The sequence below is a fragment of the Bradyrhizobium sp. genome (assembly GCF_035484855.1).
Classification (GTDB): Bacteria; Pseudomonadota; Alphaproteobacteria; order Rhizobiales; family Xanthobacteraceae; genus Bradyrhizobium.
The window spans coordinates 1-20,571 of the sequence record NZ_DATHOP010000073.1; the positions used below are offsets into that span (position 1 = coordinate 1).

The following is a 20,571-nucleotide window of genomic DNA, read 5'->3' on the forward strand; positions in this document are numbered from 1 at the left end:
GTGTTCGGCAGCGTGCTTTCCAACGAACTCCTGCTCGCGATCCCGTTCTTCACTTTCATGGGCGCGATCCTCGAACGCTGCGGACTGGCCGAGGACATGCTGGATTCGATGGGCCAGTTGTTCGGCCCGATCCGCGGCGGCCTCGGCTATTCCGTGATCATCGTCGGCTTCATCCTCGGCGCGATCACCGGCACGGTGGCGGCGCAAGTCATCGCCATGGCGCTGATCTCGATGCCGGTGATGATGCGCTACGGCTACAACATCCGCTACATCACCGGCGTGCTGGCGGCCTCCGGCACCATCACCGAATTGGTGCCGCCGTCGCTGGTGCTGATCGTGCTGGCGGACCAGCTCGGCAAGTCGGTCGGCGACATGTATCTCGGCGCCTGGGGACCGTCGGTGTTCCAGATCGCGCTGTTCGCCGGCTACACTTTCGTGCTCGGCATCTTCAAGCCGGACCATGTCCCGCCGGTGCCGATAGAGGCGCGCACCCTGAAAGGCTGGGCCTTGTGGCACAAATGCCTGCTCGGCATCATCCCCTCGGCGGTGCTGATCTTCGTCGTGCTCGGCACCATGATGCTCGGCCTCGCGACCCCGACGGAAGCCGGCGCGATGGGCGCGATCGGCGCCATCGTGCTCGCCGCCATGCACCACAAGGACTTCTCCAAGGCCGGCCACAAGCTCTTGATCATCGGCGTGATCGCCGCCGGCATCGGCACCATGGTCGGAATTTTCATCGCCGAGAACCTGATCTTCAAGCTCGCCTTCGCCATCACCTATTTCGCGGTGGTCTGGATCTGCCTGGAGGCGGTGCGGATTCCCGAATTGCGCGGCCTGATCAAGCAGGGCTACGAGACCACCATGCGCATCACCACCATGGTGGTGTTCATCCTGATCGGCTCGAGCTGCTTCTCGGTGGTGTTTCTGGGCGTCTCCGGCGGCGTCTGGCTCGAGCACATGCTGACCTCGCTGCCCGGCGGGGTCTGGGGCTTCCTGATCTTCATCAACCTGTTCATCTTCTTCCTGGCGTTCTTCCTGGATTTCTTCGAGATCGCCTTCATCATCCTGCCGATGATCGCGCCGATCGCGCAAAAAATCCTGGCGCCGGTGGTCGGACCCGACTACGCGCTGATCTGGTTCGGCGTCATGCTCTGCGTCAACATGCAGACCTCGTTCATGCACCCGCCGTTCGGTTTCGCGCTGTTCTATCTGCGCGGCGTGGCGCCGAAGGAGGTCAAGAGCTCGGACATCTACTGGGGCGCCCTGCCCTGGGTCGGCCTGCAGATGATCATGGTGGTCTTGGTGATCGCGTTTCCGATCACGGTCACAGCCCTGCTCGACAAGCCGGTCAATGTCGACCTCAACAAGGTCAGGATCGACATTCCGCAGATCGAGCTGCCGCCGCTCAATTTCGACGCGCCGAAGAATTGAGGTCACCGGAGCGGTTGACCAGAGGCGGCAGCTTGGGAGATTGAATCTCGTCCAAGCCAATTCCAATGCTCCGTTCCGCGCCACGCCGCGACAATTGGCAGAGCGGGGTGTTGCGCGCTAGCCACAATTGCAACTGATCGCGCTTTAGAACGTGCCTGATTGGCCGACTGTAGGTTGTGTCTTCCCTGGAATTCTGATGGAGATGTGTTTCGGTTGTCGGAGTTCCCGGGCACATCCTAGACGCTTGGTTTGACGTCTAAAATGTCGGGGATGGGGAGGCTATCTTTGGGAAGCGGCAACCGCGGGCGGCATTCTATTTCCGCGGCCGCGCAGTCCATCACTATTGCTCTGGTAATGGCGCTTCTGAGCGGCGAGGCGGCGTGGGCCTGTACGCCTGCTGCCGCCAGCAACGTCACTGCGACGTGCACCGGCACTACCACCAATCAGGGCGGCGGTGCGCCCGGCACCAGCCTCGGCTTCTACGGCTACGGCACCGGTACCGAGACCGGCGTCACCGTCAATGTCGGTACTAACGCCTCGGTTATCGGGAGCGGCACTCTCACCGGCATCTTTCTTGGCGACGCGACAGTGACCAACAATGCCGGCGGTAGCATCACCGGCATCGACTTTGGAATTAAAACCGCTACGGGCTCCGCCATTGTCACCAATTCCGGGAGCATCGAAAACATCCTGACTTCCGCCAGCATTTTCGCTCAGACCAACGCGACGGTGATCAACAATGCCGGCGCCAAGATCGTCGGCTTTTCTGGCGGAATTCAAACTGCAACGGGCTTTGCCAATGTCACAAATTCCGGAGTCATCAACGGCATCAACGACGCCGGCATTATCGCTCAGACCAACACAACGGTGACCAACAACGCCGGCGCCATCATCGAGGGTGGTTTTGGAATTCGCACCGCCACGGGCTTTGCCAATGTCACCAATTCCGGGAACATCTTCGGCATCGGCAACATCGCCATTTCCGCTCAGACCAACGCGACAGTGACCAACAACGCCGGCGCCCTCATCGGGGGCACCTTATATGGTATTCTGGCAAACGCCGGTGGTTCCTCGGTCTTCAACGCCGGCACGATATCCGGGAGCACCGCGGCGATCCGGTTCGCTGGCAGCGGCAACACACTGACACTGGGGCCGGGCTCCGTCATATCGGGCAACGTGCTCGGCACGGGCAACGACACGTTTCAACTTGGCGGTACCGGTACGGCGACGTTCGACGTCAGCACACTCGGCCCCCAGTATCAGGGTTTTGCCACCTTCAACAAGATCGGCGGTTCTGTGTGGACGCTGACCGGCACCAGCAGCTACGCCGGTCCGGTCAATGTCAACGGAGGCACGCTCGACGTGAACGGCAACGTCACCTCCGCAAGCGCAGTCACGGTCAGTGCCGGCGGCACGCTCGGTGGCAACGGCACCGTCGGCAACACCACGATCAACGCGGGCGGCACGTTCGCACCGGGCAACGGCACGCCGAATTCCTCGATCAATGTAACCACCAGCCTGTCATTCCAAGCTGGTTCGATATTCATGGTGCAGGTCAATCCAGCCACCGCTTCCTTTGCCAATGTCACAGGCACCGCCACGCTGGGCGGAGCCACCGTCAACGCAAACTTTGCGCCGGGATCCTATGTTTCGAAGCAATACACCATCGTCCAGGCGACCGGCCTGGTCAGCGGTACGTTCAATCCAACCGTGGTGAATACCAACCTGTCGTCGAATTTAACCACCGCGTTGAGTTACGACGCCCATGATGCCTACCTTAACCTGACGCTGAACTTCACGCCGGGTCCCTTGGCTCCGAACTTTGGATCGGGCCTCAACCGCAACCAGCAGAATGTCGGCAATGCGCTGACCAATTTCTTCAACTCCACCGGCGGTATTCCCCTGGTGTTCAGTTCGCTGACGCCCGCTGGATTGTCCCAAGCCTCCGGCGAGACGGCGACAGGATCGCAGCAGACCACGTTCAATGCCATGACCCAGTTCATGGGCATCATGACTGACCCGTTCATCGACGGCCGCGGTGATGGCATCACCGCCGGGTCGGGCGCGACACCGTTCGCCGAAGAAATCGATGCCGCGAACGCCTATGCGGCGAAGCACCCGGCACGCAGCCAGAGCGAACTTGATGCTTATGCGGCGATCTATCGAAAGGCCGCGCCGATGGCACCGTTCACGCCGAGCTGGAGCGTGTGGGCCTCGGGCTTCGGCGGATCGCAAACCACCAATGGCGATCCGACGCTGGGTTCGAACTCGACAACCAGCCGTCTCGGCGCGGTGGCGGTCGGAGCCGACTATCGCTTCTCGCCATCGACCATCGCGGGTTTTGCGCTCGCCGGCGGCGGCACCAGTTTCAGCGTCGCCAACGGCGGCACCGGACGGTCCGATCTGTTCCAGGCCGGCGCGTTCGTGCGGCACACGGTGGGACCGGCCTACTTCACCGCCGCACTGGCCTATGGCTGGCAGGACATCACGACCGACCGCACCGTCACGATTGCGGGTATCGACCAGTTGCACGCGCACTTCAACGCCAATGCTTTTTCAGGCCGCATCGAAGACGGCTATCGCTTCGTGCTGCCGTGGATGGCCGTCACACCCTACGCCGCCGCTCAATTCACCACCTTTGATCTGCCGGCCTATGCCGAACAGGCAATTGTCGGGTCCAATAATTTCGCCCTCGCCTACGGTGCGAAGAGCGTGACGGACACGCGCAGCGAGGTCGGCCTGCGCACCGACAAATCCTGGGCGATGCCGGATTCCATCTTCACCCTGCGTGGACGTCTCGCCTGGGCGCATGACTACGACACCGACCGTTCGATCGGCGCGACGTTCCAGACCCTGCCCGGTGCTTCGTTCGTGGTGAACGGTGCGGCACAATCTCCCGACAAGGCGCTCACGACGGCATCCGCCGAGGTAAAGTGGAGAAGCGGCTTCTCGCTCGCCGCAACCTTCGAGGGTGAGTTCTCGAATAACTCAAGCAGCTACGCTGGCAAGGGTGTTGCGCGCTATCAGTGGTAAAGCGGCGCGCGGCGGCCATTGGTTGTGGGCGCGAACGGACGTGCCGGAGCGGCCTGACGGTATCGGTTCGGGGAGTAGACCGGACATCCCGTTGCGGCCCTCATGTGCGCGTTCACTCAGAACGGACATCGACCTCCATCATGTCATCCAACTGATTGCAATCGGGTTTCATTCGCTGGCCAGCGCTAAACAGCTATCCTTTGCAGTCCATAAAGCGCATCGTTCCCCGGGGGCACATGGAACGACGCGGCCGATCTGCCGGTCCAGCAGTCCACCAAAGTCGAACTGGTGGTGAACCTCAAGATCGCCGGCGCGCTTGGCGTCAACTTCCCGCTCACTTTGCTCGGCCGCGCCGACGAGGTGATCGAGTAGGCAGACCATTTGCCGCCATTTGCGATCGCGACCCGCTTGCCCCTTCTGGCGGCTCCGCTGGGCAGATATAATGATGGCCTCTGCGGAAGAGGCTAGGCATGAGGCGACGGGATTTCCTCGGTATTTTGGGCGGTGTTGCCGGATCGCCGCCCGCGGTGTGGGCGCAACAGCAAAAGACCTGGCGCGTCGGATATTTGATTTCCTGCCCCGCAGAGAGCCTCGACGTCTTTCGACGGCGGATGGCTGAACTGGGTTACGTCGAGGGCAAGAACCTTGTTGTCGAAGTGCGAGCCGCCGAAGGCCGCTACGACCGTCTGCCGGGTCTTGCAAAGGAAATTGTCGACTTTCGCCCCGATGCCATCGTCGCGGAGGCCACTCCGGCGATCGCAGCGGTGCAACGCGCGACCAAAACGATTCCGATCGTGATGGCGCCTGCCACCGATCCAGTCGGGTCGGGCTTTGTGCAGAGCTTTGCTCATCCGGGCGGAAACATAACGGGTGTCGCGAATATGTTCGGTGACCTGACCGCGAAAACGCTGGAGATTCTTCGTCGCGTCCTTCCAGATGCCAGGCTGGTCGCCGTCCTGATGTCTGCAAACCCCACCCATGCGCAACTCTACGAAGTCGCGCGCAAGGGGGCAGAGATGATCGGCTTGTCGACGGCTCCCTATGTGGCGGCCACGCCGGCCGATCTGGACGGCGTGTTCCAGGCCATCAAACAGGCGAAATGCGACGCACTTTACGCACTGGCAGACCCCTTCCGGCCGAGAATTGCCGAGTTGGCCACGGCGAACCAGATTCCTGCGATCTATCAATACCGCGTTTTCGTCGAGACCGCGGGAGGGCTGATGAGCTACGGCCCTGACATCCAGGCGCTGATCGCCCATGCGGCGGATTTGCTCGACAAGATATTCAAGGGCACCGCTCCGGCCGAGCTGCCGGTTGAGCAACCGACCCAATTCGAATTCGTCCTCAATCTCAAGGCCGCAAAAGAACTCGGTCTCGCGCTCCCCGAATCCGTCGTGCTGCTTGCCGACAAGGTGATTGAATAGGAGCGGATATCCGCCACGCGCGCAGCCAACCCTGCGGACCTTGACGACAAGCCGTCAGCCTGCCCTGATGGCCAAGTCGACAGGAGACGCTGTCCGGCTGCTCCGGAATTCGACCAAAAAAACACGGAGGCCACGGTGCTCACCGTCACGCGCGACATGATTTTGCCGACCACCATCACCGGCTCCTATCCGCGACCGCTTTGGTTCGACCGCAGTCTGGCCGGCCGTTCCTTCAAATCCGCGCTCGGCGATTCCCTGTTCCGCGAGCAATATCTCGACGCGGTCGCCAGCATCATCGCCGAACAGGAAGCCGCCGGCCTCGACATCGTGACCGACGGCGACAGCCGGTTCGATCTCACCGTCGGCGGCAAATCCTGGTTCTTCTACCCGATCGAGCGGCTCGGCGGCGTCTGCGGCCATCGCGACACCTCGCGGGGCTGGATGTCGCGCCACGGCCTGCGGCCCGGAAAGATATTGTGGGAGGTGCAGGAGGCCTATCAGCCCGGCATCGTGACCGAGAAACTGACGCGCGGCCCGCTGGAATACGCAGCGCTCTGGCAGGTCGCCCAGCGCGTGACCGACCGTCCCGTGAAATTCGGCGCGATCTGCGCGCCCGCGCTGGCCTCGATGCTGTGGAACGAGTTTTATGACGACGACAAGACGATGATCCTCGATCTCTGCGACATCATGAACGCGGAGCTCCGCGACATGGCGGAGGCCGGCTGCCCGTTGATCCAGGTGGAGGAGCCGCCGCACCATATGCGCGCCCAGCAGCCGGACTGCACGGATGCCGATCTCGCCTTCCTCACCGAGGCCTTCAATCGCCAGCTCACCGGGGTCAACGCCGAGATCTGGGTGCACACCTGCTGGGGCAATCCGAACCAGCAGCGCGTGCATTGGGAAGTGCCGAGCTACCAACGCGCGCTGCCGCATCTGTTGCAGCTCAACTGCGATGTGCTTACGCTCGAATGCGCCAGTTCGGACGGCAAGGACCTGCATCTGTTCAAGCACATCAAGACCGACAAGAAGATCGGCATCGGCGTCGTCAACCATTGCAACACCGTGGTCGAACCGGCCGAGCACGTCGCGGCGCTGATCCGCAAGGCGCTCGAATTCATCCCCAAGGAACAGCTCGTCATCTCGACCGATTGCGGTTTTGGCCGCGAGGGGCTGTCGCGGCGGATCGCCTTCTACAAATGCGTGGCGCTGGTCGAGGGCACCAATATCGTCCGCCGCGAGCTCGGGCTGCCGGAAGCGCGCGTGCGCGCCGCGGATCCCAAGCTGTGGTTTGCAGGGCGCGAGAGCGCCAAGTGAACTTCGCTCGAAGCATCAGTGAGCCAAGCGGCACTTGGCCGACGACCAGGCGCGCGGGGTTGCCCCGGCGAAGCAGGATAGCCCCTCCAGCCTAAGTTCCCTGAAGTGATCAAAACTGACCACACCGGTCCTGTCCGCCTATGCTTGGTTAGGTGCACGTCGCGGGCCGCTCCGTGGCGTTCAATCAGACGACGGCCCTGGCGTGCCACCCCACACGCCGGGGCCGCTTCTTCTTCACGGTGCGGTCGATTAATCCCGAAAGTGAGCAATATCGACCAGCGCTTCGGGAACTGGAGGCGCAAGCTGGTTCCATCGCCGCTCGGCCTTCGGCAACCATCGGCGACAGAGAGTCGGTCGTGCTCCCGCCCAGCGCAGGGAAGCATCGTGACCTCATCCCAGGATTTCCCGACCACGATTGAGCGCCCCAGCTGTCCTCGTTGCCAAACGAAGATGATGCTGGAGCGTATTTCAACGGGGCCGACCGGCTTTGAACATCGGTTGTTCGAATGCCCCAAATGCGATCATGTCGAGATCAGCGTCATTGCATCGGACCGTTTCAAATCGAATGCGGCCGGCTGGCTCGCCGGCGAACTCGGGCCGCCGAATTGAGGGGGGAGCAACGCATGCGCGACACCCAAAACCAGGGTCCGCAATGCACGGCTTGCGGTTCTCCAATGAAATTGGCGGCGATTGAGCCGAGTTCCCTGGGCCAGGACTTGCGAACCTTCGCTTGTCCGCGATGCAAAAGAGTTCAGCGGCACGTCGTGGAAAGCGCCGTGACGGAGGCCTGGTCGGCGCCGAGCAAATAGCCGGCTTATTTCGAAGCGTTGGCGATCTTGTGCTCCAAATGGCCGGTCTCGTGATCGCGGCGGAGCTGGCTCAGTGACGTTTCGTTCAGTTGAAGGAGGACCTCGCTCAGTTTCTCGGTCCCTGGATAACCCGCCGCAAAACCCTGTCCGTAAAGCTTGCGCAAGGTGCCGATCAGCGTGTTGCCGTGCTTGTGGCTGATTTCGCCGTCGTGGTTGCGGTGGCGATTATCGAGACCTGCCTTGCTCATGCTGCTCTCCATGGTGCCCGTGCCGACAGCATCCTCCCGCCCGGACCAAATGGCAATCTTGCGCCGCAACCGGGGCAATGAAGCCGGAGACAGAGGCCCGGCTCGTTTTGCGGGGCTTTCTCAATCCTGGCGAAATTCACCTGCCCTGAACGTACTTGATGGTCGAGATCGGCCACTTTCCGGCGTGGCCGATGATGGAGATTCGCAGTCCGTGCAACTCGTCGAGCCAAATGGTCTCCACCGTCCCGGCCACACCGTCGGTGAGGACCACGGCCTTGCCGACAAGCTCCGACTGCGCCTCCTCGAACGCTCCGAGGATTGTCGATGCACGGAGTTTTATAGTGGGCATGGGACACTCCCGTTCAGACTCAAGCGGCTTGAGTGGACCGGTAAATGCATTCGAAAGGCGCACAAGTCATGACCGGCGCGCGGCAAATGGGTGTCCCGATGGAACCGCGCGCGCCGTTGTCAGGTCCGTGCGCCGTGTCGGGCGATCAGTTGATCGGCCACGCCGTTCAGGTCATCGTCGACGATCTGCGGCTGAGGACCGACTCCCAGGACATCGTTGCCAATACGCTTGATCAGCGCGGCCTCCCAACCCGCCGCCACGGCGCCGAGGGTGTCCCAAGTGTGGCAGGCGATGAGACAAAGCCGGGAAGGCTCAACTCCAAGCTCCTTCTCGACATAAGCGTAAGCCTGGCGTGACGGCTTGTGGTGCTTGACGCCGTCCGCGCTGAATCGTCGCTCGAACAAATCGACGATGCCGCCATGCTCGAGCTGGCGGGTTTGAACTTCCAGCAGATTGTCGGTGAGAGTGAAGAGCCGAAAACCCGCATCGCGCAGCTTGCGGAGCGCCGCTGGAACCTCGGGGTGCGGAGGCATCGTTGAAAACTTTTCCGTGAGCTCTTTCTTGTCGCCGTCGTCAATATTGATGCCGCGCGTATCGGCGAGCATTTTCATCACAGCCGAACCGATATCGGTGAACGGCACGTAGCAGCCGGCCACAGTCAGCGCCGCGGAATACATGATGAGGTTGGCGAACCACAGGCGCATCGCGCTTCTATCGCCGAAGATGCGCTGGAAGGTCGGCTCCATCGTTTCGAGATCGAGCAGCGTCTCGTTGACATCGAAAACGATCAGGGGAAGAGCGGTCATGTCATGAACCTCCGGTTTGTCGCCCCTCGCCCCATTAGTTCGTCAGCCCGTCAGCGCTTGTTCCTGAGCCGTTCGCGGTGTGCGGCCTGTTTGGCGCGATTGCCGCAGATCGCCATGCTGCACCATCGTCTTGCCCGCCTTCGGGTGTGATCGGCGAACAACAGCGTGCAGCCAGGTCCCTCGCACGCTTTCACATGGACGAAATTTTCTTCACAGACGAACTTTGCCAACGCTTCGCCGATCGGCAGCAGCAGAGATTCAGGAGACCGCCAGCGCCGCGTCGTCAGCAATTCAAGGCGACCGACGTCGCCATGGCGACGCCCTGATATCCGGCTAAACATCTCGTCGCGTTCCAAGAGCCCGTTCAAGGGAGCAAGTTCGCGAAGCGCCCTCGGCGTCAACGGCCGGCCCATGTGTTTGCGAACGAAGCCTCTAAACCACTCGCGCAGGGCACGAGCCTGATCTGCAACCCTGTCCAGCTCACCCGGCATCGCTCGCGCCTTCAACTCGTCCAAAACATCGACTGGAACAAGCTCGGCCTGAGCCAGCCACCTCAACAGGCCATCGCCATCGCTCAGCCAGTCAACCGTCGTATCCACCGGTGTTGCGATGGAGTTCAGGAAATCGAGACCGAGCGAGTCGGCAATGAAAAGCGCGGGCAGACCGTGCTGCACGATTGGTCCCTTCGAAGCAGGCTCCAATCGCATAACCGGTTAGATGTTGATTGACAAGTTATGGCTGCCGGATCATAACCTGTCAAGAGCTAATTGACAGGTTACTCTCTCGCGACCTTCAGGGAGCAGCAAGCATGGCAAACAAGGATGTGAGCGTGGTGCTGGCACATGGCGCATGGGCGGATGGATCGAGTTGGGCACGGGTCATCACGGCGCTGAAGTCAGAGGCGATGAACGTGTCGGCGGCGCCGCTTCCGCTAACCTCACTTGCAGAGGACGTCACCGCGCTCAACCGCAGCCTGGACCGCACGGAAGGGCCGATCGTGTTGGCGGGACACGCCTATGCCGGCGCGGTCGTGGCGTTGGCGCGTCCTGAACGTGTCAAGGCCCTGGTTTATGTGAGCGCGCTTGCGCCCGATGAGGGCGAGAAGGTCGCCGACGTGTTCTACCGTCTCGAACCCCACCCCCAGGCACCGAAACTTGCGCCGGACAGCAACGGCTTGATCTGGCTGCCCGAAGCAGCCTTCGCGACGGCGTTCGCGCCAAACGCAACCGCCGACGATCGAGCCGTGCTCGCGGCCGTGCAACGGCCGATCTCGCTGGGCTGCATCACGGTCCCGGTCGGGCGTCCGCTCTGGAAGGACGTTCCGAGCTGGTTTCTCCTTGCCGAGGAAGACCGAATGATCGTGGCCGAAACGCAGCGCTACATGGCGGAACGGATGAAGGCGACCATCAAGGCGCACCGTGTCGATCACACGCCCAGCGTCACCGCTCCAAACCTGGTCGTCGACGTTATCCGCGACGCCATCGGTGCTGTCACCGGGGACTGACGCAAACCATGGAGGCCGTCATCGGCGGTCACCGAGGGTGCAGATAGTGGAGGGTTTGATGGCGCGGATCAGGTATCGCACGGCCGATGTCGATGGTTTCAACGTTTTCTATCGCGAAGCGGGGTCAAGCGATTCGCCGAAGCTGCTGCTTCTGCACGGCTTCCCAAGCGCGGGACACATGTTCCGTGACCTGATCCCGCTCCTCGCGGACAGATTTCATGTCGTCGCGCCGGACCTTCCCGGGTTCGGTCAGTCAGACATGCCGCCACGAGACGAATTCCGCTACACGTTCGACAACATCGCCCGCGTGATCGACCGCTTTACCGAGGTCGCCGGTCTCGATCGGTTTGCCGTCTACGTTTTTGACTATGGCGCGCCGACAGGCTTCCGGCTCGCCGTCCGCCACCCTGAGCGGATTACCGCCATCATCTCGCAGAACGGCAACGCCTACGAAGAAGGTCTTAGCGACGGTTGGGGCCCGCTCAAGGCCTACTGGCAGGACCCGTCGCCGACCAACCGCAACGCGCTCCGCACTTTCCTGACGCCGCAGACAACCCGCTGGCAGTATACCCACGGCGTACCCGACCCAACGATGGTGTCGCCGGATGGCCAGAACCTCGACAACTTTTATCTGGCCCGTCCGGGCGCAGATGAAGCGCAGCTCGATCTGCTCGGCGACTACAAGAGCAACGTCGCGCTGTATCCGGCATTCCAGGAATATTTCCGCACCCACAAGCCGCCGCTTTTGGCGGTGTGGGGCAGGAACGATCCGTTCTTTGTGCCGGCTGGCGCCGAGGCGTTCAAACGGGACAATCCTCGCGCGGTTGTCCGCTTCTTCGACACCGGCCACTTCGCCCTGGAAACCCACGCCCCCGAGATCGCGCAAAGCATTCGCGATTTTCTGACATGATGGTCGAGCGAACGCGCCGGGCGCTCTCTCGCTTGAGCGATCGGCAGCGGACGCCTGACCTCTTTCACTTTCAAAACCGCAAGAGAGAGATCATCTCGAAAACGCTTCCGGTTCAGGCGTGCGAGTGGCGCACCATGAAGGAATCGTAGCCGAGTTCGGCGACCTGGAACCACTGGTAGGTGGTGTTGCTGAAGTCGGTCATGGACTCATAGACCTTCTTGAAGTTGGCGTTCTTGCCGGCGATGTCGGCGTGCAATTCCTTGGCCGCCTTGAAGCAGGCTTCCATGATCTCCGGCGAGAACGCGTGCAGCTTGACGCCGTTGCCGAGCAGCCGCTTCAGCGCGGCCGGATTGACCCGATCGTATTTGGCGATCATCCAGGTGTTGGCGTAGGCCGCCGCCTGCTGCAGGACCGCCTGATAGCTCTTCGGCAGCGCGTTCCATTTGTCGAGGTTGACGAAGGCGAACAGCATCGAACCGCCTTCCCACCAGCCGGGGTAATAATAATGCGGCGCGATCTTGTAGAGGCCGAGCTTCTCGTCGTCGTACGGACCGACCCACTCGGCGGCGTCGATGGTACCCTTCTCCAGCGCCGGATAGATGTCGCCGGCGGCGATCTGCTGCGGAATGGTGCCGAATTTCTGCAGCACGCTGCCGGGGAATCCGCCGATGCGGAATTTCAGACCCTTGAGATCGTCAACCGTATTGATCTCCTTGCGGAACCAGCCGCCCATCTGGCAGCCGGTATTGCCGGCCAGGATCGAGATCATGTTGTAATTCTTGTAGAAGTCGTCGAGCACTTCCTTGCCGCCGCCGATCGTGTACCAGCCCTGGTTGATGCGCTGGCTCGGCCCGAAGGCGACCGAGGTGCCGAAGGCAAACGTCGGGTCCTTGCCGAAATAATAGTAAGACGCGGTGTGCCCCATCTCGACGGTGCCGTTCTGCACGGCATCCACCACCTGCAGGCCCGGCACGATTTCGCCGGCGGCGAACACCTGGATCTGGAATTTGTTGTCGGTCGCCTCCGCCACCGCTTTCGCCATGACCTCGGCGCCGCCATACAGCGTATCGAGCGATTTCGGCCAGCTGCAGGTCATGCGCCATTTGGTTTCCGGCGTGGTCTGCGCGATCGCCGGCGCGGCAACGGCCGCGCCCGCGACACCGATGCCGGTGGCCTTGATGAAGTCACGACGTTTCATTGAATTCTCTCCCCTTGGGTGTGTCGGTGCCGTCAGCCTTCTTTCGAGGCTTTCTTTCGTTCAGCATGGAGCATCCGGTTCGGGATTTCCATCCCGAACTGCAGCGCCGCAACGCAAAAAGCCCGGCCTCCGCGCGAGGCCGGGCTTTGTTCTACGACTTAAGATCAAGGTGTGATCAGCCGCGCGTGCGCGAGCGGATCATGAAGGTATCGAAGGTGTATTCGGCGACCTGCCACCACAGATATTGATCGCCGCGATAGGCCTGCATCGCGTCGATGGATTTCTTGAAGTCGGCGTTCTTCGCCGAAATCTCGCCCCACAATTCGTTGGTCGCCTTCAGGCAGGCCTCCAGCACTTCGGGGGTGAAGGGACGAAGCTGCGTGCCGCCGGCGATCAGACGCTTCAGCGCCGTCGGATTTTGCATATCGTAACGCGCGGCCATCCAGCTGTTGGCCTGCGCGCAGGCGCTGGCGAGAATGGCCTGGTAGCTCTTCGGCAGCGAATTCCATTTTTCGAGATTGCTGAAAACGTGCACCGCCGTGCCGCCCTCCCACCAGCCGGGATAGTAGTAATATTTGGCGACCTTCTGGAAACCGAGCTTCTCGTCGTCATAGGGCCCGACCCATTCGGCGGCGTCGATGGTGCCTTTTTCGAGCGCGGGATAGATGTCGCCGCCGGCGGTCTGCTGCGGGATGACGCCGACCTTCTGCAGCACCTGGCCGGCAATGCCGCCGATGCGGAATTTCAGGCCGGAGAGATCGGCAACCGTCTTGATCTCCTTGCGGAACCAGCCGCCCATCTGGCAGCCGGTATTGCCGGCATGGAATCCGATCACGCCGAATTTCTTGAAGAACTCGTTGCCCAGCTCCTGGCCTCCGCCCTGATACCACCAGGAATTCTGCATCCTGGCGTTGAGCCCGAACGGCACCGAGGAATAGATCGCAAAGGTCGGATCCTTGCCGACATAATAATACGCCGCGGTCTGGGCGAGCTCCACGGTTGAGTTGGAGACCGCATCCAGCGCCTGCAATCCCGGCACGATCTCGCCGGCGGCGAACAGCTGGATCTGAAACTTGTTGTCGGTCATGTCGGCGACGTACTTCACAAGCTCGGCGCCGCCGCCATAGATGGTGTCGAGCGATTTCGGAAAGCTCGACGTCATGCGCCACTTGATCTCGGGCGCGGATTGCGCGATCGCCGGCGAGGCGACCGCCGCCACCGCGGCGCCCGTTGCGGAAACCTTCAAAAAATCCCGACGCTTCATCTAAGGCATCTCCTTGTTGGGGCGCTTCCCCTTATGCTGCAGTATTGTTGCGGCGAAACCTGTTTGCCTCAGCCGAACGCGCATCTCGCGGCGGTCTTTACCATGGAAGCTCCGTTGCGGAATACGCGACGAAGGCATGACAGCCTTGTTAAACGAAAGTCGCATAGGGGCGATAAACCCACTCACGCCGCGGCGATCGCACCCTGCAGCTGATCGCGGACCTTTTCGCCGATCGCCCGGTAGATCGCCGCATACACGCCGTCGGGCTCGCTGTCGACCACCGGCGTTCCCGAATCGGAGGTAACTCTGATCGACATGTGCAGCGGAATTTCGCCCAGAAACGGCACCCCGAGCTTTTCGGCCTCGTGCCGCGCGCCGCCATGGCCGAAAATGTCGGACTTGGTGCCGCAATGCGGGCACTGGAAATAGCTCATGTTCTCGACGATGCCGAGCACCGGCACGTTGACCTTGCGGAACATCGCGAGCCCCCGCCGCGCATCGATCAGGGAAAGATCCTGCGGCGTAGAGATGATGACCGCGCCCTTGAGCGGCACGTTCTGCGCCAGCGTCAGCTGCGCGTCCCCGGTGCCGGGTGGCATGTCGACCACGAGGATGTCGAGCGTGCCCCATTCGACATCGCGCAGCATCTGGGTGATCGCCGACATCACCATCGGCCCGCGCCAGATCATCGCGGTGTCTTCCTCGACCAGGAAGCCGATCGACATGATCGCAAGCCCGAAGCGCCGGATCGGAATCATCTTGCGATCGTCGTTGAGCTGCGGTTTCTCGCGAATGCCGGTCAGCCGCGGCACCGACGGGCCGTAGATGTCGGCATCGAGTAGCCCAACGCGCAGGCCGAGATCGCGCAGGCCGAGCGCCAGATTGAGCGCGGTGGTCGATTTGCCGACGCCGCCCTTGCCGGAGGCGACCGCGATCACGGCCGATATGCCGGGAATTTCCGCCTGCTTTGCCATCGGCGACGCCGGGCTTTGCGGCGGCTTGTGCGAGGCGACCGGCGCCACCCCCGGCGCGTGCGCGTGGCGATGCGGCGGCGGTGAGCCGCTGCCTGCCTTGCGTTCGGCCGTCAGCGCGATCATCGCCGCAGTGACGCCGGGAATGGCACGCACGGCAGCTTCCGCCTGTGCGCGCACGCTCTCCCAGGCGCGGGCCTCCGCGGCGTCGACATTGATGGAAAAGAAAACCTTGCCGTCAGTGGCCGCGATCGGCGACAGCACATCGGCCCTGGTCAGGGCGACGCCGCGCGGCGAGGCCACCCCGGCCAGGGCATCGAGTACCTGTTGCTGCGTAACGCTCACGGGCGCATCTCCTTGTTATCTTGGATGCGACAGATAGAGCGTTGCAGCCCAAAAGGCTACCTCGCCCCGACATCGTCCGCCCGCTCCTTGGGCGCCGATCCGGCCCCCTCCTTGGCGGCTTCGTAATTCAGCTCGATCATGACGCCGTTGGGGTCGTTGACGAAGATCTGCCAGAGATCGCCGCCGGGAACCTGGCGCGAATCGTATTCGAATCCGCCTTTTTCCAAGCGCTGCTTCATCCCCGAAAAACCCCGGCTGATGAAGGCAACGTGATGGACGACGCCGGAATCCGGCTTTTGCGGCTCGTCGGTCTTGGAAATATCGACCAGGTGCACCACCGGCTTGCCTTCCGAATACATCCAGGCCCCCGGGAAAGCGAAATTCGGCCGCGGGCCCTTCTCCAGGCCCAGCACGTCTTCATAGAACCGGACGGTGTCGCCGAGCTTGCGGGTCCGGATGTTGAAATGGTCGAGCACGCCTACGCTGACGCTCATGGTGTCACTCCCTTTTTTGTTGAAATCGCTGACGTCGACGACCCATCCTAGCACAAAACCCGGGCTGCCAGCCAAACGCAGCCGTTGCCCTTCGCGGGCCAGGGTTTATTGTGCCCGTTCCACCTCTCGAGCGGAACCTGTTTCGAGGACGAAACGGCCCCGCCCCCTCTCCAGAACACGGTCCGGCCATCCCAAGGCCGGCAAAACCCCAAGGTTTCACACATGGCTAAAGTCGCTTTCCTCGGTCTCGGCGTGATGGGCTTCCCGATGGCGGGACATCTGGTGAAAAAAGGCGGTCACGAGGTCACGGTGTACAACCGCACCGCCGCCAAGGCGAAAGCCTGGGCCGAGAAATTCGGCGGCAAGACCGCAGCCACGCCGAAGGCCGCCGCCGAAGGTCAGGATTTCGTGATGTGCTGCGTCGGCAACGACAACGACCTGCGCGCGGTCACGCTCGGCGGCGACGGCGCATTCGCGGGTGTCAAGAAAGGCGCGACCTTCGTCGACCACACCACGGCATCCGCCGAGATCGCGCGCGAGCTTGACGCCGAAGCAACCAAGCGCGGCTTCAAATTCGTCGACGGCCCGGTGTCCGGCGGTTCGGCGGGTGCGGAAAATGCCGTCTTGACGGTGATGTGTGGCGGCAGCGAGGAGGCCTATGCCAGCGCCGAGCCTGTCATCGCGGCCTATGCCCGGATGTGCAAGCGGCTCGGCCCCGCGGGCTCCGGCCAGCTGACAAAAATGGTCAACCAGATCTGCATCGCCGGCCTGGTCGAAGGTCTTTCGGAGGGGATCCACTTTGCCAAGAAAGCCGGGCTCGATGTCAATGCGGTGGTCGAGACCATCTCGAAAGGCGCCGCCCAGTCCTGGCAGATGGATAACCGCTACAAGACCATGAACGAGGGTAAATTCGATTATGGTTTCGCGGTGGAGTGGATGCGCAAGGACCTCTCGATTTGCCTCGCCGAGTCCCGGCGCAACGGCGCAAGCCTTCCGGTCACCGCGCTGGTCAACGAGTTCTATTCCGAAGTCGAGAAAATGGGCGGCAGGCGCTGGGATACTTCCAGCCTGCTGGCGCGGCTGGCACGCTGAGCGCTAACGATTGCCGACGGTCGGCGGGTAGGGTCTACCTGCCGCCGATCCGCAGCGCTGATCGACGGCTAGCTTGGTTGAAGAACATAACACCTTGGTAAAGGTCAGCCTCGTCGCGCTTGGATCGATGAATATTCGCCACATCAGTTTCGTCATCGCACTGTTTGGCGTGTTGGTGCGGTTCGACCCTGCCGGAGCCGCAGATAGCTTCCCGGGAGCGGAGTGGGAGCATGCCACGCCTGCGGCGCTCGGCTGGTCGGAGGCCGGTCTGGCACAAGCGCGAGCCTTCTCGGATCAGATTCGTTCGAGCGCCGTCATCATCGTTCATCACGGCAAGGTGGTGGCCGAGTGGGGCGATACGACCAAGCGAACCGAACTCGCGTCAATCCGCAAAAGCCTGCTCAGCGCCCTGATCGGCATTGCGGTGTCGGAGCATCTCATCAATCTCGACAGCACGCTTGGCGAACTCGGCATCGACGACAACCCACCTAGCCTGACCGAGGTCGAGAAGGGCGCGACGGTGCGTGAACTCCTCGAAGCGCGATCCGGCGTCTATCACCCGGCGCTCTATGAAACACCGGGTATGGCCGAGGCGAGACCGCCGCGCGGCAGCCACGCGCCCGGCACCTTCTGGTACTACAATAATTGGGACTTCAACGCACTCGGCACGATCTACGAACACGCAGCCGGTACCGACATCTTCGGTGCATTCTACCGGCAGATCGCCAGGCCGATCGGCATGCAGGACTACCGGCCGCAGGATGGCTTCTACTTTCGCGGTAAAGCCTCGATCCATCCGGCCTATCCAATCCGCATGAGTGCGCGCGATCTGGCGCGTTTTGCGCTGCTCTATCTGCACAGGGGTAATTGGGCCGGGCGCCAGATCGTCCCGCAGCAGTGGGTGGAAGAGAGCACCCGCGCCTACTCGATATCCCCGTTTGGTCCGGGCTATGGCTATCTCTGGTGGACCGGCTTTCTCGACGGCTCCGTCGCGCCTACAATTACTCTGCCCGAGGGCAGCTTCATGGCCCAAGGCGCCGGCGGCCAATATGCCTTGGTCGTACCAACGCTTGACCTCGTCGTGGTGCACCGTGTTGACCGCGACACTGCCATTCCTGAGCCCCCGGCGCGCAGTATTGCGAGGCTCTTCTGGCTGATCCTGAAGGCGGAGGGCTACGACCCCGGGCCCGATGCCTCGATCAGCGCCGCGACCGGGGAACGGCCTCAGGGTAAGAAGCTGACGGCAACATTCCAGGCCAAGACCATCAGTTTCGGCGGCAAGCTGAAGGAGGCGCCGTACACGTTGCGGTTCGAGCCCGACGGACGGTTGACCTCTCTGCACTGGGACCCTGCCCTTGGACCGCCGAGCGGGACATGGACGGTCGCGGAGGGTCGGCTCTGTATCATCGGGGTTCGACGCCGCTGCTATATTCCGGTCGTGAACGGTGAGCGGATCGAGTTGTTCGACAAGTATGGGGTCATGCAAATCGATGCAGTCGCACTGCCTCAGTGATCTCCGCGCAAACGCGTTCCGCGTTTGTCGCGAGGGAAAACCGGCGTCCACTTTTCCGGATCATGCTCGGCGGCCTCCACAGCGCGACGCAACAGGTTAATTTAACCAGCCATTAACGTGATTCTTTAGCCATTTAAGTCAGCTCTTAAGGATTTGGCGGCACAGATAGACGATGCAAAAGCTCGCTCCGTCAGCGGGCAGGATTTGTGTTGCTTGATGAGTAATCCCGCCGATAAGCCTGAAGTCGTGCAGCTTCCGGCTGAACCGCCCGCAGCCGTGCCGGCGAGCCAGCGCCGCGCCGCCGCGCAGCGGGTGCGCGAGGCGCGCGATCGGTTAACGTCGACGTCGGGAACCCGCCCTGCCTTCGATCGCGAGTTGCTCCGGCAATATGCCCAGACGCGGGTGTCGGCATCCTTTGTCGTGATGCTGCTGGTGGTGGCGACCGGCCTGCTGTTCGGCTTCTGGATGCGACCTGTCTCGGCCGCGGCATGGACCTGCAGCATGCTCTGCATCCACGCCGCCATCATCCGCTATTGCGACAGGTTCCTCGCCGAGCCGCCCACGCTGACGACTACCCGCAAGTGGCGGACGCGGTTCGTGCTGCTCGACCTGTTGTACGGCCTGTCGTGGACCGCGGTATTGATCCATCCCGCCGGCCTCGATGTCGTCTCCAACACGCTGCTGATGTTCCTGATGCTGCTGGTGATCGCGGTTTCCAGCATGCTGGCGGCGAGCCTGCCGATCGCAGCACTCGCGGCGACCGCCCCGGTGACGATCGGGATCGCGCTCAATTTCGTGCTCGGCGGCAGCTTCGATAATTATGTGCTGGCGGCGCTCGCCATCGCCGCCGAAGGCTATTTTGCCCTGCTCGCCCACCGCCTGCACTCGACCACGCTGGCGACGCTGGAAGCGCGCGCCGAGAAAGACGCGCTGATCGGCGAACTGGAGCAGGCCAAATCGATCTCGGACGAAGCGCGCCACCGCGCCGAATCCGCCAATGTCGCGAAATCGCGGTTCCTGGCGCAAATGAGCCACGAGCTGCGCACGCCCTTGAACGCGATCCTCGGATTCTCCGAGGTGATGAAGAGCGAGATCTTTGGCGCGCATGCGGTGCCGGTCTACAAGGAATATTCCGCCGACATCCACAATTCCGGCGTGCACCTGCTCAACCTGATCAACGAAATCCTCGATCTGTCGCGGATCGAGGCCGGCCGCTACGAGCTCAACGAGGAAGCGGTTTCGCTGGTGCATGTGGTCGCCGACTGCCATCATCTGTTGAAGCTGCGCGCCTCCAGCCGCGGCATCACCATCCACGAGGTGTTCGAGCACGGCATGCCACGGATCTGGGGCGACGAGCGCGCCACCCGGCAGATCGTGCTCAATTTGCTGTCGAACTCCATCAAATTCACCCCGCAGGGCGGCGAGATCTGGCTGAAGGTCGGATGGACCGCCTCGGGCGGCCAGTATCTGAGCGTCAAGGATACCGGCTCCGGCATTGCCGAGGACGAAATCCCGATCGTGCTCGCTTCCTTCGGCCAGGGCTCCAACTCGATCAAATCGGCCGAACAGGGCGCGGGGCTGGGCTTGCCGATCGCCAAGAGCCTGATCGACATGCATGGCGGCACGTTCACGCTGAAATCGAAGCTGCGCATCGGCACCGAGGTGATTGTCACCTTCCCGCCGGAGCGGGTGATGTCGGCGCTTGCGCCGATGGCGGAGGAAGCCGCGCCGCCGCTGCAGCCGGAAACCGCAACCAGCCCGCCGGACGAGAAACGACGGACCCGCAACAAGCCGATCATGAGCGCCGGCACCGGACTGTAGCCGGGGCGCTTGCGCAACAGAGCCGAATACGCTTCACACTTCCAC

Annotated in this window: 18 protein-coding genes; 10 read left to right on the forward strand and 8 right to left on the reverse strand. The window is 62.2% G+C overall.

From position 1 onward, the window contains the following. The 5 genes from VK804_RS08285 to VK804_RS08305 form a co-directional block, all read left to right on the forward strand. The coding region (locus VK804_RS08285; RefSeq protein WP_325369771.1) for a TRAP transporter large permease at nt 1–1,431 on the forward strand (1,431 nt) is incomplete at its 5' end. 285 nt (nt 1,432–1,716) lie between these two features. Continuing rightward, nucleotides 1,717–4,464: an autotransporter outer membrane beta-barrel domain-containing protein gene (locus tag VK804_RS08290; RefSeq protein ID WP_325369773.1), complete on the forward strand. Its 2,748-nt coding sequence runs from the start codon at nt 1,717–1,719 to the stop codon at nt 4,462–4,464. Between the two features lie 470 nt (nt 4,465–4,934). Continuing rightward, nucleotides 4,935–5,888 carry an ABC transporter substrate-binding protein gene (locus tag VK804_RS08295; RefSeq protein WP_325369775.1) on the forward strand — a complete coding sequence of 318 codons (954 nt, stop codon included), beginning with the start codon at nt 4,935–4,937 and terminating at the stop codon, nt 5,886–5,888. A gap of 135 nt (nt 5,889–6,023) precedes the next feature. Beyond that, the gene (locus tag VK804_RS08300) at nt 6,024–7,202 is read left to right on the forward strand and encodes a cobalamin-independent methionine synthase II family protein (protein WP_325369777.1); all 1,179 of its coding nucleotides are present in this window, start codon (nt 6,024–6,026) and stop codon (nt 7,200–7,202) included. A 261-nt stretch (nt 7,203–7,463) separates the two neighbouring features. Then, nucleotides 7,464–7,811 carry a hypothetical protein gene (locus VK804_RS08305; protein WP_325369779.1) on the forward strand — a complete coding sequence of 116 codons (348 nt, stop codon included), beginning with the start codon at nt 7,464–7,466 and terminating at the stop codon, nt 7,809–7,811. A 205-nt stretch (nt 7,812–8,016) separates the two neighbouring features. Here VK804_RS08305 and VK804_RS08310 read toward each other — a convergent pair whose 3' ends face one another. The 4 genes from VK804_RS08310 to VK804_RS08325 all read right to left on the reverse strand — a co-directional run bounded on the left by VK804_RS08310 (nt 8,017) and on the right by VK804_RS08325 (nt 10,088). Continuing rightward, nucleotides 8,017–8,259, reverse strand: a complete 243-nt coding sequence (locus VK804_RS08310) for a hypothetical protein (RefSeq protein WP_325369781.1) — start codon at nt 8,257–8,259, stop codon at nt 8,017–8,019. A 136-nt stretch (nt 8,260–8,395) separates the two neighbouring features. Next, a complete protein-coding gene (locus VK804_RS08315; protein ID WP_325369783.1) occupies nt 8,396–8,608 on the reverse strand; it encodes a PRC-barrel domain containing protein in 213 nt (70 codons plus the stop codon). 119 nt (nt 8,609–8,727) lie between these two features. Next, nucleotides 8,728–9,414 carry a haloacid dehalogenase type II gene (locus VK804_RS08320; protein WP_325369785.1) on the reverse strand — a complete coding sequence of 229 codons (687 nt, stop codon included), beginning with the start codon at nt 9,412–9,414 and terminating at the stop codon, nt 8,728–8,730. 50 nt (nt 9,415–9,464) lie between these two features. Beyond that, nucleotides 9,465–10,088, reverse strand: coding sequence for a CGNR zinc finger domain-containing protein (locus VK804_RS08325; protein WP_325369787.1), 624 nt, complete (start codon nt 10,086–10,088; stop codon nt 9,465–9,467). Between the two features lie 134 nt (nt 10,089–10,222). On the opposite strand from VK804_RS08325, the gene VK804_RS08330 reads away from it, so the two are divergent. Together VK804_RS08330 and VK804_RS08335 are read left to right on the forward strand one after the other, a co-directional pair. Next, nucleotides 10,223–10,918: an alpha/beta hydrolase gene (locus tag VK804_RS08330; RefSeq protein WP_325369788.1), complete on the forward strand. Its 696-nt coding sequence runs from the start codon at nt 10,223–10,225 to the stop codon at nt 10,916–10,918. A gap of 58 nt (nt 10,919–10,976) precedes the next feature. After that, nucleotides 10,977–11,828, forward strand: coding sequence for an alpha/beta hydrolase (locus tag VK804_RS08335; protein WP_325369790.1), 852 nt, complete (start codon nt 10,977–10,979; stop codon nt 11,826–11,828). A gap of 112 nt (nt 11,829–11,940) precedes the next feature. Here the strand turns inward: VK804_RS08335 and VK804_RS08340 are convergent, their stop codons facing one another. The 4 genes from VK804_RS08340 to VK804_RS08355 all read right to left on the reverse strand — a co-directional run bounded on the left by VK804_RS08340 (nt 11,941) and on the right by VK804_RS08355 (nt 16,100). After that, nucleotides 11,941–13,026, reverse strand: coding sequence for a TRAP transporter substrate-binding protein (locus tag VK804_RS08340; protein ID WP_325369792.1), 1,086 nt, complete (start codon nt 13,024–13,026; stop codon nt 11,941–11,943). 175 nt (nt 13,027–13,201) lie between these two features. Beyond that, on the reverse strand, nt 13,202–14,290 hold the full coding sequence (locus VK804_RS08345) for a TRAP transporter substrate-binding protein (RefSeq protein ID WP_325369793.1): 1,089 nt from the start codon (nt 14,288–14,290) through the stop codon (nt 13,202–13,204). A 182-nt stretch (nt 14,291–14,472) separates the two neighbouring features. Beyond that, entirely contained in the window at nt 14,473–15,606 is a 1,134-nt protein-coding gene (locus VK804_RS08350) for an Mrp/NBP35 family ATP-binding protein (RefSeq protein WP_325369795.1), read from the reverse strand. 56 nt (nt 15,607–15,662) lie between these two features. Continuing rightward, entirely contained in the window at nt 15,663–16,100 is a 438-nt protein-coding gene (locus VK804_RS08355; protein WP_325369797.1) for a VOC family protein, read from the reverse strand. 222 nt (nt 16,101–16,322) lie between these two features. Here VK804_RS08355 and VK804_RS08360 point away from each other — a divergent pair, with 222 nt between their 5' ends. From VK804_RS08360 to VK804_RS08370, 3 genes are all read left to right on the forward strand, one after another. Continuing rightward, nucleotides 16,323–17,192 (forward strand): NAD(P)-dependent oxidoreductase, encoded by an 870-nt coding sequence (locus VK804_RS08360; protein WP_325369799.1) that lies wholly within the window; start codon nt 16,323–16,325, stop codon nt 17,190–17,192. Nucleotides 17,193–17,286: 94 nt separating this feature from the next. Next, nucleotides 17,287–18,705 carry a serine hydrolase gene (locus VK804_RS08365; RefSeq protein ID WP_325369801.1) on the forward strand — a complete coding sequence of 473 codons (1,419 nt, stop codon included), beginning with the start codon at nt 17,287–17,289 and terminating at the stop codon, nt 18,703–18,705. Nucleotides 18,706–18,921: 216 nt separating this feature from the next. Next, nucleotides 18,922–20,526 carry a HAMP domain-containing sensor histidine kinase gene (locus VK804_RS08370; RefSeq protein WP_325369803.1) on the forward strand — a complete coding sequence of 535 codons (1,605 nt, stop codon included), beginning with the start codon at nt 18,922–18,924 and terminating at the stop codon, nt 20,524–20,526. Nucleotides 20,527–20,571 lie beyond the last annotated feature (45 nt).